Source organism: Vibrio sp. S457-15 (assembly GCF_000960545.1).
Classification (GTDB): Bacteria; Pseudomonadota; Gammaproteobacteria; order Enterobacterales; family Vibrionaceae; genus Vibrio; species Vibrio parahaemolyticus.
This window is the reverse complement of sequence record NZ_JYOQ01000114.1, coordinates 132,286-148,455: the sequence shown is the minus strand read 5'-3', so window position 1 is coordinate 148,455 and position 16,170 is coordinate 132,286. Positions and strand designations below refer to the sequence as shown.

Here is a 16,170-nt window from a genome sequence, read left to right as displayed (position 1 = left end):
ACCATTGCTCTGTGTTTCCCGGCTCCGATGTAAGCAACCTCCGATACCTAAACAAAAAAAGCCCCAGTCATTTGACTGGGGCTTTAACCTTTTCCCGATTAAGGTTTCGTGCTAGCGAAAACCTTACTCAAAGCGACTCTTAATTACGCGTCAGCTTTTTCTTTTTTAGCTTTAGGAGCAGATTTTGCTGCTTCTTGGTCTGCTTTCTTCTTGATTACTGTAGTACCTTCGAAAGTTTCACCTTCAACGAAAGCTTTACCGTAGTAAGAAGCTAGTAGAACGTCTTTTAGCTCGCTAATTAGAGGGTAGCGTGGGTTCGCACCAGTACATTGGTCATCGAACGCTTCAACCGCTAGCTCGTCTAGTTTCGCTACGAAGTCAGCTTCAGCAACACCTGCCGCTTGGATAGACATTGGGATGTCTAGGTTAACTTTTAGTTCATCCAACCATGCTAGTAGACGTTCAATCTTCTGAGCAGTGCGGTCACCAGCTTGGCTTAGGCCTAGGTGGTCTGCAACTTCAGCGTAACGACGACGTGCTTGTGGACGGTCGTATTGAGAGAACGCAGTTTGTTTAGTTGGGTTGTCGTTCGCGTTGTAACGTACCACGTTAGAGATTAGTAGTGCGTTAGCTAGGCCGTGTGGCAAGTGGAACTCTGCACCTAGTTTGTGCGCCATTGAGTGACAAACACCTAGGAATGCGTTCGCAAATGCTACACCAGCGATAGTTGCTGCGTTGTGAACTTTCTCACGAGCGATTGGGTCATTTGCACCATTCGCGTAGCTTGATGGTAGGTATTCTTTTAGCATCTTAAGTGCTTGAAGAGCCTGACCGTCAGAGTATTCGTTCGCAAGAACAGATACGTAAGCTTCTAGAGCGTGAGTTACTGCATCGTAACCACCGAACGCTGTTAGAGACTTAGGCATGTTCATTACTAGGTTCGCATCAACGATAGCCATATTTGGCGTGATTTCGTAGTCAGCTAGTGGGTACTTGGCACCAGTCTTGTCGTCAGTAACAACTGCGAATGGAGTAACTTCTGAACCAGTACCTGAAGTTGTAGTGATACATACAAGCTCAGCTTTTTTACCCATTTTAGGGAACTTGTAGATACGTTTACGGATGTCCATAAAGCGCATTGCTAGTTCTTCAAAGTGAGTTTCTGGGTGCTCGTACATTACCCACATGATTTTCGCTGCATCCATTGGAGAACCACCGCCTAGCGCTAGGATAACGTCAGGTTGGTAGCTAGCCATTTGAGCCGCACCTTTTTCTACTACAGATAGTGTTGGGTCAGCTTCAACATCGAAGAATGTTTGAACTTCCATGCCTTGAGCTTTCAGTAGGCTTACTACATCATCTGCGTAACCGTTGTTGAATAGGAAACGGTCAGTTACTAGGAATGCGCGTTTCTTACCTTCTAGGTCGCCAAGTGCGATTGGAAGGCTGCCACGACGGAAGTAGATTGACTTAGGTAGTTTATGCCACAACATGTTTTCAGCTCGCTTCGCTACAGTTTTCTTGTTGATTAGGTGCTTAGGACCTACGTTCTCAGAGATAGAGTTACCACCCCATGAACCACAACCTAGAGTTAGAGAAGGTGCAACGTTGAAGTTGTACAAGTCACCGATACCACCGTGTGTAGTCGGGATGTTGATTAGGATACGAGCGGTCTTCATCTTGTCACCGAAGTAACGGATGCGGTCTGCATTCACGTCTTGGTTAGTGTATAGACCAGATGTGTGACCGATACCGCCGATCTCTACCATTGTTACGGCTTGAGCAACTGCATCTTCGAAGTTGTCTGCACGGAACATACCTAGAGTTGGAGATAGTTTCTCGTGAGCAAATGCGTCATCGTAAGATACTTTGCCTAGGCCTTCACCGATAAGCACTTTAGTATCTGCAGGAACTTTAACACCCGCCATTTCAGCGATAGCTGTAGCTGGTTGACCAACGATTTTCGCGTTTAGCGCACCGTCGATTAGAAGCACTTTACGTACTTTGTCAGCATCTGTTTTAGATAAAACGTGAGCTTTATGAGAAGCAAAACGCTCTTTCACTTCGTCGTAAACTTCATCAACTACGATTACAGCCTGCTCAGAAGCACATACTACGCCGTTATCGAAAGTTTTAGACATTAGTACAGAAGCAACTGCACGTTTGATGTCTGCTGTTTCATCGATAACTACAGGAACGTTACCAGCACCTACACCGATTGCTGGCTTACCAGAAGAGTAAGCTGCTTTAACCATGCCTGGACCACCAGTTGCAAGGATAAGCGCGATGTCATCGTGTTTCATTAGAGCGTTTGATAGCTCAACTGAAGGTTGGTCGATCCAACCGATGATGTCTTTTGGTGCACCTGCTGCTACTGCTGCATCTAGAACAAGTTTCGCTGCATCGTTAGTAGAGTTTTTCGCACGTGGGTGTGGTGAGAAGATGATACCGTTACGAGTCTTCAGAGAGATTAGAGATTTGAAGATCGCTGTAGATGTAGGGTTAGTTGTTGGTACGATACCGCAGATGATACCTACAGGTTCAGCGATAGTCATAGTACCTAGGTTGTCATCCTCTTCTAGGATGCCACACGTTTGTTCGTCTTTGTATTTGTTGTAGATAAACTCAGAAGCGAAGTGGTTCTTGATTACTTTATCTTCAACAATACCCATACCAGATTCTTCTACCGCTTGTTGCGCTAGAGGGATACGAGCTTGGTTAGCTGCAAGAGACGCTGCACGGAAGATTTTGTCTACTTGCTCTTGAGAGTAAGTAGCGAACTCTTCTTGCGCTTTCTTAACGCGAGCAATCATTGCATCTAGTTCAGCCATATTAGTTACAGGCATAGGGATTCTCCTAAAATTAACAAATATTAAAAACTTTTTATTAAGGCAATTGTCTTTCGTTTTTACTGTTTATCAGTCACTTAGAGAACAAACGTCTTAGTAAATTGCTTTCAGGACTGAGTATAATATTTCAGAGTGTGAAAAAAATTGACTTGGATCAGTTCTCACACTCGAAATACCACCAAAGTAGTGGTTAACCACAACAATTTAATGTAACTATTTGATAAACAAACAAATTAAACCAACTTATTTATTGCATAAAAAACAAGCAAACAGACAAAAAAATAAAAGAAACAACAACAACCTGTAAAAAAGTTTCATTTTTAGCCAACAAAATTACATGTAGGCCTAATTTTTTGTGCTACTGAGAGTATATCGAATCAAATACATCTCTCTACAAACCACCTTTGTTTTTATCAAAAATGTGCGAATGTTAACGTTTGTGTAAAACAGCACAATTTCACAGCAACATCCTATGTAACATTTCACTCTCAGATTAGATACATTTTATTAAAAAATTAGTTTTTCTCACAAATAGTGGGGTCAATACGTTAGTTTTTTTCATTTCTTCCTAATGCACTTTTGCCTTACATTTAGCGCCGAAAACCAATCTGGAATCTGGTAAGTAGATGTTCCAATAATTGCGCAGAAATTCGATAGGAACAAAGGTGCATATCGCAGTTATCCATCCCTTTCTAACTGTAGTCACCTCCCACGAATTTACTTAGCAACAAAACCCGATAGATTGGTGTAAATTTACCCTTTCCGTTTTTCACTAATGTGAACATTTACGAGTACGCAATATGCAGACTTTAGAGCTAGCCATTTTCCTGCAGTTTTTCTTGGGGTTGGTTGCCGCCGTTAACCCTGTAGGCATCATGCCTGTTTTCGTGTCTTTAAGCGGACATATGACACCAGAAGAAAAGATCAAAACCGCGACAACAGCCAATGTGGCAGTGGCCGTCATCCTGATCATTTCCCTGCTTGCAGGTCAGTTACTGTTGGATATGTTCAGTATTTCACTGGATTCATTCCGAGTGGCAGGTGGCTTGCTGCTGTTAAGCATCGCCTTTTCGATGATGAGCGGTAAGCTCGGTGAGGATAAGCAGAACAAACAAGAAAAATCTGAATACGTTAGCCGCGAACAGATCGGCGTTGTACCACTAGCGATGCCACTAATGGCTGGTCCTGGTGCAATCAGCTCAACAATCGTTTATGGCGCGCGTTACCCAAGTATGTTCGATACCGTGGGCATCGTTATTACGATTGGTCTGTTTTGCCTTTGTTCTTGGTTGCTATTTCGTTCGGCACCTTTGATCGTTCGTTTCTTGGGTCAAACAGGCATCAACGTGATCACACGTATCATGGGTTTGATTCTTGGTGCGCTAGGCATCGAGTTTATTGCAAACGGCTTACGTAACTTGTTCCCTGGATTAGCCTGATTTTATTAATAACGTTATGATAGAGCGATTCAACAATGGATCGCTTTGTCATGACGACTCACTCTCTAAAAAATACACTTTACGTCACTATATTTGGCACCCACACCAAAGCCGGCCGTGCTTTTGATATCGCGCTTATTATTGCCATCATCAGCTCGTTAGCCGTTCTCGTTCTAGATTCCATTCCCTCGGTACGTGCTGAGTGGGCAAAAGAACTGAAGTACCTTGAATACACCTTCACCGGCCTGTTTACCATTGAGTACTTGCTACGTCTGTATTGCTCGCCAAAACCGGTGGCGTACGCAAAAAGTTTCTACGGTATTGTCGATCTGTTGGCAATCATCCCAACTTACTTAGTATTGTTCTTCCCATCCGCCTCTTTCATGGGCGTGATCAGAGCACTGCGTGTGATGCGTATTTTCCGTATCTTGAAGTTGGTGAGATACCTGCAAGAGTCGAACATTTTGTTGCGCTCGTTACTGATGGCTCGCAGAAAGATCTTCATCTTCTTCACAACCGTCGCCATTTTGGTCACGATTTTCGGTTCATTGATTTTTATTGTTGAAGGGCCAGAAAACGGGTTTACCAGTATTCCGAAAAGCATTTATTGGGCTATTGTGACTATAACCACCGTAGGATATGGAGATTTGGTTCCGCAAACTAACTTAGGTAAAGCGCTGGCATCTATAACCATGCTCTTGGGTTACTCGATTCTCGCGGTTCCGACAGGGATATTTACAGCGGAGCTACATCAAGAGATGCAATCCCACAAAGTACTGGTGAAGTGCCCTAATTGCTCTCAAGCTGGACATGACTCGGACGCTATCTACTGTAAACATTGTGGAAGCGAGTTGGCCGACCCGGACAAACGAGTGGTTCGAGGTGAAGGTTAAAATAGAAGGTTAAAAAAAGAGCTCCTACTAAATAGGAGCTCTTTTTACGAAGTTTTGTCGATTACGCTTTTTCAGAAAGGATAATACGAAGCGTACGACGCAGTGGCTCGGCAGCACCCCAAAGTAATTGGTCACCAACAGTGAACGCGTTTAGGAAGTCATCGCCCATTGCCATCTTGCGCAGACGACCAACAGGAACTGACATAGTGCCGGTGACCTTCGCTGGCGTTAGCTCTTGAGCCGTGATGTCACGATCGTTTGGAATCACCTTCACCCAGTCATTGTGAGTTGCAATGATTTCTTCGATTTCATCCATCGGCACATTTTGCTTAAGCTTAATAGTCAATGCTTGAGAGTGACAACGCATCGCACCGATACGCACACATGTACCATCGATAGGAACTGGAGCGCCTTGAGAACCAAGGATCTTGTTCGCTTCAACACCCGCTTTCCACTCTTCTTTGCTCTGACCATTATCGCGCTTCACATCGATCCACGGGATCAACGAGCCAGCTAGTGGTACGCCGAACTTGTCTGTAGGGAATGACGCGCTGCGCATTGTGTCTGCAACTTTCTTGTCAATATCAAGAATTGAGCTTGCTGGATTTGCCAGTTCTGAACTTACTGCATCGTTGATAACGCCCATTTGAGAGATCAACTCACGCATGTTTTGCGCGCCAGCGCCAGAAGCGGCTTGGTAAGTCATCGCACTGGTCCATTCCACCAACCCTTTTTCAAACAGGCCACCAAGACCCATCAGCATCAGGCTAACGGTACAGTTACCACCTACAAAGGTGTTCGTGCCGCCATGAATACCATGTTGAATTTGTTTTAGGTTCACAGGGTCTAGCGTGATGATCGAATCTTCCGCCATACGCAGCGTTGAAGCTGCATCAATCCAGTAACCTTTCCAGCCTGCTTGACGAAGTGCTGGGTACACTTTTTCAGTGTAGCTGCCACCTTGACACGTAATGATCGCATCAAGCTGTTTTAAACTTTCGATATCAAAGGCATCTTGAAGCATACCTGCATCTTTTCCTAGATTAGGCGCAGGGATACCTACTTGAGAAGTGCTGTAGAAAACTGGTTCAATCAAGTCAAAGTCTTTTTCTTCGACCATACGCTGCATTAGAACCGAACCGACCATGCCGCGCCAACCAACTAAACCTACTCTCATCGCATAACTCTCCATGTAATAAATTAAACCTACTCCATAGTTCATTTTTCGCAGAAAAATCTCAAGCCCTAATTTGTAAATGAGGTCAATTTTTACCCTTTTACCGAGAAAATTCACGTTAGCCGTAATTTCGAACTATTTGTGCTGCCGTTACTCCTCGATTAACAAGTAGGGAAATCCCCTACTCCGAGCGTATTGGTCTTACCACTCCGTGAGAAAACAACAACTGAAGCACAATAAATTCACATCACACAACATTTAAATACATAGATTTTAAAATTAATTGGCAGTTAATTTTACAAGCAAACGTTTTAGCCGACGAACATCAAGATAAAACACCAAATATTCGAAATATAATTTTTGTTAATGTATGTTATGCGCCATTACAACAAGGAGCGCCTTCCTCTATTGCTCCAAGATTGACAGAGGCACATATGAAGCAAGTTACAACACGCCTTCCTAGCTTGATACAGGTATTTATCTCGCTAGGTTTATTTCTACTTCTGGCATTTTCCTTTACTGCCAAGCTAGACCTGCCAATTCAGCTCGCGCTGTACATCGGCTGGTTTATCATCATGCTATTGGGTCTTAAACTTGGTCATCAGTACAAAGACTTAGAAAAAGCCGCGCTAAACGGTATTTCTAATGGTCTGGGTGCAGTATTGATTCTCCTTGCCGTTGGTGCACTTGTCGGCACTTGGATTTCAGGCGGTATCGTACCAACCATCATCTACTACGGTCTTAAAGCCATCCACCCTTCTATCTTTTTGCTAGCAACAATGATCATCTGTTCATTGACTGCGTTGGCAACCGGCACATCTTGGGGTGCAGCAGGTACCGCAGGTATCGCAATGATGGGGATTGGCCAAGGTCTTGGCGTTCCTGCCCCAATTACAGCGGGTGCAGTACTTTCAGGTTGTTACTTCGGTGACAAGATGTCGCCTCTATCAGATTCAGTGATTCTTGCTTCATCAATGTCTAACGTTGAAGTGATGGAGCACATCAAAGGCATGCTGCCTATCGCGCTGATCAGCTACGTGATCACTGGCATTATGTTTACTGCTTTTGGTTTCCACTACGCAGGTCAAGTAGACATGAGCCAAGTGGACTCAGTGATTAAAGCGATGGAACAGCAGTTCTACATCACGCCTTACTCATTTGTTCCGGTGATCATCGTATTGTCACTTCTAGCAATGCGTATGCCTTCATTCCCAGTGATCAGTTTTGGTTCTCTGCTAGGTATTATTTGGGCAGTAATGATTCAAGATGTGGACTTCCTGACTGCGTTCAACACTGCTTGGGCTCCGTTTGCAATCTCATCTGGCGTAGATTTCATCGACTCGATTCTTAACCGTGGCGGCATGTCTTCAATGCTTGGTTCGGTAGCGGTTATCGTGTTCGGCCTTGGTTTTGGTGGCCTGCTAGACAAAGTGGGCGTGCTTGAAACTATCGCGAAACTGTTTGAAAAACGCGTTCAAAGCGCAGGTTCACTGGCAACAAGCACAATCGGTACGGCCTTTATGGGTAACGTATTTGGTTCGGCGATGTACGTTTCACTTATCCTGACACCAAAAATCTGTGCGAAGAATTACGACCGTCTAGGCTACAAACGTAAGAACTTATCTCGTAACGCAGAATTTGGTGGCACGCTAACATCAGGTATGGTTCCTTGGAGTGACAACGGTATCTACATGGCAAGTATTTTGGGTGTTGCTACGCTGTCTTACGCCCCATTCATGTGGCTAAGCTTTGTATGTATTATTGTGACTATCTTCACGTCTTACATGGGTTGGTTTGTTGATAAATGCGAACCAACAGCAGAAGCAGTTGAACAAGCTGAAGGCGAATTAAAGCAGCAAACGGCTTAACTTCGCAGAGTTAGGAAGAACCTCCCTTCCGAATGAAAGACAAAGAAAAGAGCGCATTCGCGCTCTTTTTTGTATCTAAACTACACGTTAGCTTTGTTTTACTTTTGTTTTCACCGCCGCTCGCTTGCCAAGCACATAACCTAAACCAAGCGGAGCGAAGAATATCGCAGCAATGAACAGAATAAAGTAGACAATTGTGCTCTTCACTAACTCTATCAACTTGGTCATGGCGAGATTCACAACCTCTTGAGACACTCTATCCATATCCTGAGCAAACTTCTCACGTTCATGAGTGATGATCAGAGCGATCTCTTGGCGCTCTCTTGCCACCATGTCTTCTAATGCTTGTCGCTCTTCACCTAATTGAGACAAACGCGCTTCGGTTTTTTGGTCAATGTCTTCCACTAAAGGCTGCAGTTCAACCGCCATTTGTTCAGCCAAATAACGCATATACTCAGGGTTGTTATCGATGAAATCTCTCATTGAGTCAGCAGTCACTTGCAGACTGTTCAAAGCGGCATTAACCTTCTCAATACTTGCCGAACTGTTCAACGCTAATAACTGCGCCTTCCAAGTCATGATCTTTGGCGTTTGTTCAGAGACCAAACTCAATCTATCGGATACATCTCCCAATGCTTCCGGCATCGTACCCAACGTTGTTACCGCGTCTTCCTCACTGATTTGATTGGCTTCTAACCAAGCACGGTAAGCGGGCGTTCTAATCATGCTTAAATCAGCAAACGGATACTGTTTAACAAAGTCAGCAACAAAGAGCTTCGTTTTATCGTAAACCTCTTTTTTCAACAGTGATTGAGCGAGCTGGTCCACCTCGTTGGCTAAGTGTGCCGAGACTTGTTTGGCTTCATCCGTAGCAAAAATGTCACGGCCAGCGCCCGTTGTATAAAACTGGTTCATTTGATGGGTGAACACCCACGTATCAATCAATGCAGCCATTGGTGAGACTTGATATGCTGCAGCTTGCAAGCCTTCTTCTGCATTGATCTTCCACAGCAGGACGTAAGACTGGTTCACTTTATCATTGGGATCATACCGCTCTTGAAGCACATCGGCGGCTTGCTCAACTTGAGCAAAAAATTGAAGTGCATATTCGCGCGTTAAAATGCGCATATTAAGCTCTTGCTTGGTGAGAGGAACGGTCTGGCTGTCAATTTTCACTTCTAACAGGGAACACCCTGAAAGAGTGGTAACCAACCACAAAACCATTAGTGACGATATTCGACGAATGGACATGAAGCTACCTTTATCAAATTGTATAGAACAGGAATTAAGCGGAACCCAAGTGTAGGTTCGAACGCGCCTTTAATACCTCAACCGCCAACATTTTAAGTCAGAGGAATATCAATCTGTTAGCACTTCTCGTATCTTTTCACTGTTAAGAACTTTCTCTGCGAAAAGTGTTGTTTGTTGTAATACATCCCGTAATTGACAGAGCTTATTATCCGGTACCTCTTTGCCCTGTTTTATCAATAATTCTATCTCACCTGAGATGTAATGCAGGGGCATTGCACCTAAACTTCCTGACACCCCTTTCAGGCTGTGCGCCGCGCGCTGTGCGTTGTCTATATCTTCGTTTAGAAGTTTATGTAATTTAGAACCATCTTCAGCATGATCTTGAATAAAGACCTCGAGCAACATTCGGACAGCGCCTTCATCGCCAGAAAGCGAATCCAGCATTCTGTTTATATCGATAAACGGTTCTTGCGGAGCCAGCAATTCTTGTCGCGAATCAGGGGTTAGCTCTTGCGTTTTATTCGCTTGAGCATCACTTGCCAACTCACGCGCTTTGTTCTCGTGTTCTAAAGAACTGGATGCGTTTTCAGTTTGAGAAACGGCAGGCTCTGATGAACTTGAATTCGCCACCGCATTTTTAGAGAAGACAGCCCATGAAACCACCGCCAACAGACAACCGCTCACGACAATGAGCCAAAAGATAAAAGAAACCAGTTTTTGTTCGAGCGTAGCCTTCATCGACACCAACTGATTAGGAAAATCTGGCTTTAATAACTGATTCGCCAAATAACTGCCCTGCGCATTCGCCGCAAGAACACTTGAGGTTTGTGCGAGTCGACGTTGAAATGCAGAACGCTCCCCTGTCGACAGTGAATCCGATTCGATGAACAGTAAATCCAGTTCGCGATAGGTATCCGTATTGGTGTTGGAGTCGCTAAAAATCGATTCAAGAACTAAGGCTCCCAAGCGGTAATACATGTTTTCAATTTGCTGCGAGTTGTTTTCCTCACCTCGGCTGGTGTGCAGTTGCTCCGCCAACGATACCAACTCACCATCACTACCAATAAAAGCGCGTGCACTTTCCAAAAATCGGTCGGTTGAATAAAGCAATTGCGTGACGTCTGGCCCATTCACATCAGAGACTTCACTTTCTAATTGAAGGCGAACCGCGTACACAAGTTGAAGTTTGAGTGAGACTTGATCGAAATGCTTAACTCGATACGGCAACTCAAAATTAAAGAAGTTACGTACTTCCTCAACTTTGCTGCCGAGTTCATTCAATGTGGAAAGCGTTTGCATCGTCTGCTTTGCCTGAAACCAAAGAGTTGCAGAAAATACACACCACAAAATGAATAAGAACCAAATAATCCGCTTAATCCCTGCTCTTAATTGATGCAACGCTCAGTCCTCATATAATCCATTAATTACAAGCATATACCATGTTCTGAGCTCTGGCAGTGCTTGCTTCACATAAAAAAAGAGAGCCTAGGGCTCTCTTCATAAGAATTAGTTACGACTTAACTGATCTTTCAAGTTTGGCGGTGTCCCTTTGATCGTCAGCGTATCTGTTTCTGGATCGTAGAAAATACGCTCGCCCAATAACAAGCTGTCAAAGCTGATATTTAAACCACCACCAGCACCCACATATTTAGTCAGCTTACGAACCGTTGAGCGATCACCAGGGAATGATTCTTCAAGCTCGTAACCTTGCTCTTTGGTGAAGTCCATAAAGCTCGTACCATCTTGGCTTGGCGGTAACTCACCAGAAAGTTCAGAAATTTGAACCTCTTCGCCAGATTTGATCTGCTCGTTACAGTAGTTATAAACCTGCTTTTTGTACTCGTTAACTTCTTGCTTTTCCAACTTAGAATCCGCACAGAAGTCATCCACCGCTTGCATCAACACAAGGTTTTGCTGTTTCGTGTCTAAGCCAATATCGGCTTGCAGAAAATCAAGGAAGAAGTCAGCGACTTTACGACCAACACGCCCTTTGATGTATTGTAGGTAACGGTTAGATTCTTTATCCGTCTCGTAACTCGAAAGGTCAATGCGCGCCGCGATGTCCATCTTCGTGATATCGAGGTAGTCCGTCGCGCTGATGTCCAAACCCTCAGTCACTTTAAGGCTTTGGTTCATCGGCAAGATACCAATGAAAAGATAATCTGTTGCTAAACTTTGGTACTCAGCAAAAACCAAAATGCCTTCATCCGCAAATGGGTACTTAATCAGTTCTTCTTTCAGGCGATTTGCACTAATTTGTGAGAAGTCGTAAAAATCTCGCTCTCCTTTGCGCATTTCTTGAAGCCAAAATTGAAATTCGCTGTCTGACTGGAAAGAGCCAAAACCTTTACCAGCTTTAGAATGGAATACTCGATGGAGCTCTGCGACGAGATTTTCAGTTGAAGCATCGTTTTCTAGTGATGCTGGACGAAGTTTAACAATCAGTTCGTCCTGATCGTTTTTGCACAGTTGATGCAGAATAACGTTTGAAAGATGAAGGCTCATAGTGATTTTATCTTGCTACAAGGTTTTAGTTGAAGGGCATTGTAGGTTATCATAAGCCGCTTTTACTATCATTATTAGAGTCTTTATGCCGATTACATCTAAATATACTGACGAACAAGTAGAGAAAATTCTTGCTGAAGTCGCTTTGGTTCTTGAAAAACATGCCGCTTCTCCTGAATTGACGCTAATGATTGCCGGAAATATCGCAACGAATGTCTTAAATCAACGTGTTGCAGCTTCACAACGCAAACTGATTGCTGAAAAATTTGCTCAGGCGCTGATGTCTTCATTAGAAACACCAAAAACACATTAATAACGGATAAATAGAACACATACATGGTAGACAGCGGAAACTCATACGGCGAACGTGTATCTCGACTGGTTGGTTGGGGTCATTGGTTTGCATTCTTCAACATCGTAGCTTCGATGTTGATAGGCACACGCTACATTGTTCAGTCGCCTTGGCCCGAGACGTTGCTGGGTCAGTTCTATCTTGCGGTTTCGTGGGTTGGCCATTTTGGCTTCCTTGTTTTCGCTCTCTACTTATTGGTTCTGTTCCCGTTGACGTTTGTCCTGCCATCACGGAAGTTATTCCGTTTGGTGGCAGTGATCTTTGCCACTGTTGGACAAACAATCTTATTGATTGATACCCAGGCGTACCAATCCATTAACCTGCACCTAACCCCTGTGGTTTGGGAGCTGTTATTCAGCGATGATAAAAGTGCGTTAAGCTCGGATCTACAACACCTGTTTGTTGTGATGCCGCTGATATTCCTTGTTCAGCTCGCCTTATCAGAATGGGTTTGGCGTAAACAACGCAAACTTTCTCACAAACACGTTGGTCGTCCACTGGCTGCCGTGTTCTTTTTGAGCTTTATGACCAGCCATTTGGTCTACATTTGGGCTGATGCCTATTTCTATAATCCGATCACGAGCCAACGCTCAAACTTCCCGCTTTCTTACCCAATGACGGCGAAAAGCTTTATGGAAAAACATGGTCTGCTTGACCGTGAAGAGTACCTAAAACGCTTAGCGGAGAATGAAAATAACGTTGAGCTGGTGAACTACCCACTAGAAAAACTTGAATTCAACCGCCGTGTAAACAAGTTGAACGTGTTGATGATCAGCGTAAATAACCTGCGTGCAGACGCGCTGAATCAAGAAGAAATGCCAAACCTCTACGAGTTTGCACAACAAAACCAAAACTTCCGTAAACACTACAGCTCAAGCAATGACACCTATGGTGCATTTGGCTTGTTCTATGGTTTACCAACGAGCTACGCCTCTAGCATCAAGGCACAAGGTGCCTCGCCTGTACTTCTTGATGTACTTAAAGATCAAGGCTACACCTTCGGTTTGTTTAGCGGCAGCGGTTTTGAAGATGACCTTTATTCAGAAATCGTCTTCCGAGGCGTAAACCTAGCTGAAAAACTGGATGGTACTCAAGCCCATACCGATAAACAATCTATCGCCGATTGGAACATGTGGCTAACGGAAAAAGCGAACCAGCCTTGGTTCAGCTACATCGAAGTTACTACGGTAGATAATTTTGAATCTATCCCATCGAACTCGAAAGAAGATATGTCGGCGAGTGAACGCTTCAAAAATGCTTATGAGTTTGCAGTGAAATCGGCGGATGACAAAGTCGGCGGTATTATCAAAACACTTGAAGACGCTCAATTACTGGCAAACACCGTTGTTATCGTCACTTCCAACCATGGCAGTGAGTTTAACGAAACCAATACCAATAGCTGGGGCGCAAACAGTAACTACAGTCGTTACCAATTGCAGGTGCCTATGGTAATCCATTGGCCTGGTATGATGGCTGGTGAGTTTAATCACAGCACGAGCCATTTAGACCTTTCAGTTACGCTACTGCAAGATATGCTTGGTGTATCGTCCAATCCATACGATTACAGCAGTGGTCGTAACTTATTTGACGAAAGCCGTCGCCGTTGGATTCTTGCTGGTGATACTCGAGAACTTGCTCTCATCACAAATAACCAAACTACCGTGATCGATAAGTTCGGGAACTACAAGCTATACGATGAGAACTACAAGCGCATGCGTGATGAAACGCCTAAACTGCCGGTTCTTATGCAAGGCTTAACCGAGTTACAGCGTTTTTACTCTAAAAGTGAATAGTTGAACACTCAAAGTTGATAGAAAAGCTCTCTAAACGGAGGGCTTTTTGTTTATTTAAGCAACAAATAACACAAAATCGAACAGGAAACACTCAAACGAATAATTTAGGGGTTTACAAGGTTTTCAAAGCCTTATATTATTCGCGTCAACAACGGAGAGATGGCTGAGTGGTTGAAAGCACCGGTCTTGAAAACCGGCATACGTTAATAGCGTATCTAGGGTTCAAATCCCTATCTCTCCGCCACATTCAAGCCCTTGATTTATCAAGGGCTTTTCTCGTTTTAAGACGATCAAATGTCACCGAATACAAATAGGTGATACATATGTATTTGATTAAATTGAGCAATAACGTGTTTTATACACGTATTTCCACTCCTGTTGCATTACAGACTTCTCTTGGCTATCCGAGAGAGGTTCGACTCTCACTTCTGACTAAGCAACGTAGGCTTGCTTCTAAGCGTAATTCTCAGCTTTCTGGTGTAATCCACACTTTGTACGAGCGAGCACTCACTGAGAGGATTCCTTACGCCAGTTTTAAAATGGACCTTGATGCTCAAGTAGCAAAGATTCGCCAGCAGTTTAGCTCTAACCTTCCCAATGAGGATAACCCACAATCACAATGTACAATAGTTAGCATTAATAATGAGGCAAGGATAAAGGTTCAACCTGCTCCTGCTCCTGCTCCTGCTCCTGAAGTAACCGTAAACCGTAATCTGGCTGACAGACAAGTACTCATCACCGAGTTAGGCAACTTTATCCATAGTAAACGCTTGGAAAAAGTGACACCACTGACTCTGACGCAGTTGAATCAGCGTTGTACCAATTTCTTGGATTATCTGACCAAGCAAAACGTCAGCTTATCTGCCAAAGCTGCCACCACCTACAGAGATCACTTGATTGAAAAAGGATTAAGCTGCAAAACGGTAAAAGAATACATTTCAGCTAACAAACAGTTCTTTGATTACTGCGAACGAATTGAACTCATTGATAAAAATGTCTTCAAAGCCATAAAAGCACCGAAGACTCGTGGTACAAAAGCATCACAACAACGTGACCGCTGGCAGTTGAAAGAGATCAAAAGGCTATTATCCAGCTCTGAATTTCGTAAAAAAGACGCTCAGTTTCAGTGGACAACTAAACTGCAAATTTACCAAGGATGCCGCCCTTCAGAGGTTTGTCAATTAACAACCCATAATATCCAAATGATTGATGGTGTCGCATGCATCTCGATTTCTGATTCCGAAGCGGATCAGAGGCTAAAAACGACCAATGCTTTCCGCATTGTCCCCTTGCACAATCAATTGATAAAAGGAGGGTTTCTTGAGTATGTGCAAGAGCGCCGAGAGCAAAAGCAGAAACAGTTGTTTAACTATAAACCACATGGCGAGAATAAAGATTGGTCATTTCGATACCGCACTAACTTAGGAAAATTACAAACAGCCATTGGAATGAAACCCAATGCTCGGCCAACTGCCTACTCGTTCCGACACACTTTTATCGATGAGTTAAAGATTGCTGATATACCAGAACATGTCGTTGCGGAGATCGTTGGTCATGCTCACCCTAACATCACGTATGGTCGCTATGGAAAACAAGCTCAAATACAGCAACTACATGATGCTGTTAACAAATTCCCATGTCTGGAGGTAAACGATGCGTAAACTAGCGAATTTTGAGCTTCAAGCCGTGACAGAAGCGTTGGAACATGCAGATTTCACTCAAGAATATGATTTTACGCATCTAGTCAGTTGTGGAATAAACATCGAACATATCCGCCGAGTTTATCGACTTAAGTTGTCTTTGAGGCGTAACCCAACCCGAACAATTTTCGATGAGCTAGACAGTGTCTATTCAATTTATTCCACTATAGAGTCATTTAGCCAGCTAAAACTAATATTGGGTTATGAATTGCAAGAAGATGAACAAGAACGTGAGGATAAGCTTCTGTTTCTAATGCACTTTCTAGAGAAGCATGGAATGCGACTTCAAACGAATGGAATCCAAGTACCATTCTCAGTTTTCGTCAATTTGATGTAGAGAGTT

The 16,170-nt window shown here is 43.7% G+C and carries 12 protein-coding genes and 1 tRNA gene; 8 read left to right on the top strand and 5 right to left on the bottom strand.

Features of this window, described 5'->3' with window-relative positions; all coding sequences use genetic code 11:
* Positions 1–143: 143 nt before the first annotated feature.
* Positions 144–2,846: a bifunctional acetaldehyde-CoA/alcohol dehydrogenase gene (gene adhE, locus UF05_RS09645; RefSeq protein WP_005461748.1), complete on the bottom strand. Its 2,703-nt coding sequence runs from the start codon at positions 2,844–2,846 to the stop codon at positions 144–146.
* 803 nt (positions 2,847–3,649) lie between these two features.
* Here adhE and UF05_RS09640 point away from each other — a divergent pair.
* Together UF05_RS09640 and UF05_RS09635 are read left to right on the top strand one after the other, a co-directional pair.
* On the top strand, positions 3,650–4,288 hold the full coding sequence (locus tag UF05_RS09640; protein ID WP_005461786.1) for a YchE family NAAT transporter: 639 nt from the start codon (positions 3,650–3,652) through the stop codon (positions 4,286–4,288).
* A 35-nt stretch (positions 4,289–4,323) separates the two neighbouring features.
* Positions 4,324–5,181 (top strand): ion transporter, encoded by an 858-nt coding sequence (locus tag UF05_RS09635; RefSeq protein ID WP_005461750.1) that lies wholly within the window; start codon positions 4,324–4,326, stop codon positions 5,179–5,181.
* A 61-nt stretch (positions 5,182–5,242) separates the two neighbouring features.
* On the opposite strand, the gene asd is transcribed toward UF05_RS09635, so the two are convergent.
* Entirely contained in the window at positions 5,243–6,358 is a 1,116-nt protein-coding gene (gene asd, locus UF05_RS09630; RefSeq protein ID WP_005479551.1) for an aspartate-semialdehyde dehydrogenase, read from the bottom strand.
* A gap of 434 nt (positions 6,359–6,792) precedes the next feature.
* Between asd and nhaC the strand changes: the two genes are divergently transcribed.
* Positions 6,793–8,226, top strand: a complete 1,434-nt coding sequence (gene nhaC / locus UF05_RS09625) for a Na+/H+ antiporter NhaC (RefSeq protein WP_005494466.1) — start codon at positions 6,793–6,795, stop codon at positions 8,224–8,226.
* An 87-nt stretch (positions 8,227–8,313) separates the two neighbouring features.
* Here nhaC and UF05_RS09620 read toward each other — a convergent pair whose 3' ends face one another.
* The 3 genes from UF05_RS09620 to yejK form a co-directional block, all read right to left on the bottom strand.
* On the bottom strand, positions 8,314–9,477 hold the full coding sequence (locus UF05_RS09620) for a hypothetical protein (RefSeq protein ID WP_045545718.1): 1,164 nt from the start codon (positions 9,475–9,477) through the stop codon (positions 8,314–8,316).
* A gap of 108 nt (positions 9,478–9,585) precedes the next feature.
* A complete protein-coding gene (locus UF05_RS09615) occupies positions 9,586–10,776 on the bottom strand; it encodes an Hpt domain-containing protein (RefSeq protein ID WP_374011516.1) in 1,191 nt (396 codons plus the stop codon).
* Between the two features lie 207 nt (positions 10,777–10,983).
* Positions 10,984–11,982, bottom strand: coding sequence for a nucleoid-associated protein YejK (yejK, locus tag UF05_RS09610; protein ID WP_020841077.1), 999 nt, complete (start codon positions 11,980–11,982; stop codon positions 10,984–10,986).
* A gap of 85 nt (positions 11,983–12,067) precedes the next feature.
* Here yejK and UF05_RS09605 point away from each other — a divergent pair, with 85 nt between their 5' ends.
* The 5 genes from UF05_RS09605 to UF05_RS09585 all read left to right on the top strand — a co-directional run bounded on the left by UF05_RS09605 (position 12,068) and on the right by UF05_RS09585 (position 16,164).
* Entirely contained in the window at positions 12,068–12,295 is a 228-nt protein-coding gene (locus tag UF05_RS09605; protein ID WP_005461743.1) for a YejL family protein, read from the top strand.
* Positions 12,296–12,318: 23 nt separating this feature from the next.
* Positions 12,319–14,127: a DUF3413 domain-containing protein gene (locus UF05_RS09600; protein ID WP_005461736.1), complete on the top strand. Its 1,809-nt coding sequence runs from the start codon at positions 12,319–12,321 to the stop codon at positions 14,125–14,127.
* Between the two features lie 153 nt (positions 14,128–14,280).
* A tRNA-Ser gene (locus tag UF05_RS09595) sits at positions 14,281–14,371 on the top strand.
* Between the two features lie 79 nt (positions 14,372–14,450).
* Positions 14,451–15,788, top strand: coding sequence for a tyrosine-type recombinase/integrase (locus UF05_RS09590; RefSeq protein ID WP_045545716.1), 1,338 nt, complete (start codon positions 14,451–14,453; stop codon positions 15,786–15,788).
* Entirely contained in the window at positions 15,781–16,164 is a 384-nt protein-coding gene (locus UF05_RS09585) for a hypothetical protein (RefSeq protein ID WP_045545715.1), read from the top strand. Before UF05_RS09590 ends, UF05_RS09585 begins: the two co-directional genes overlap by 8 nt.
* Positions 16,165–16,170: the final 6 nt, after the last annotated feature.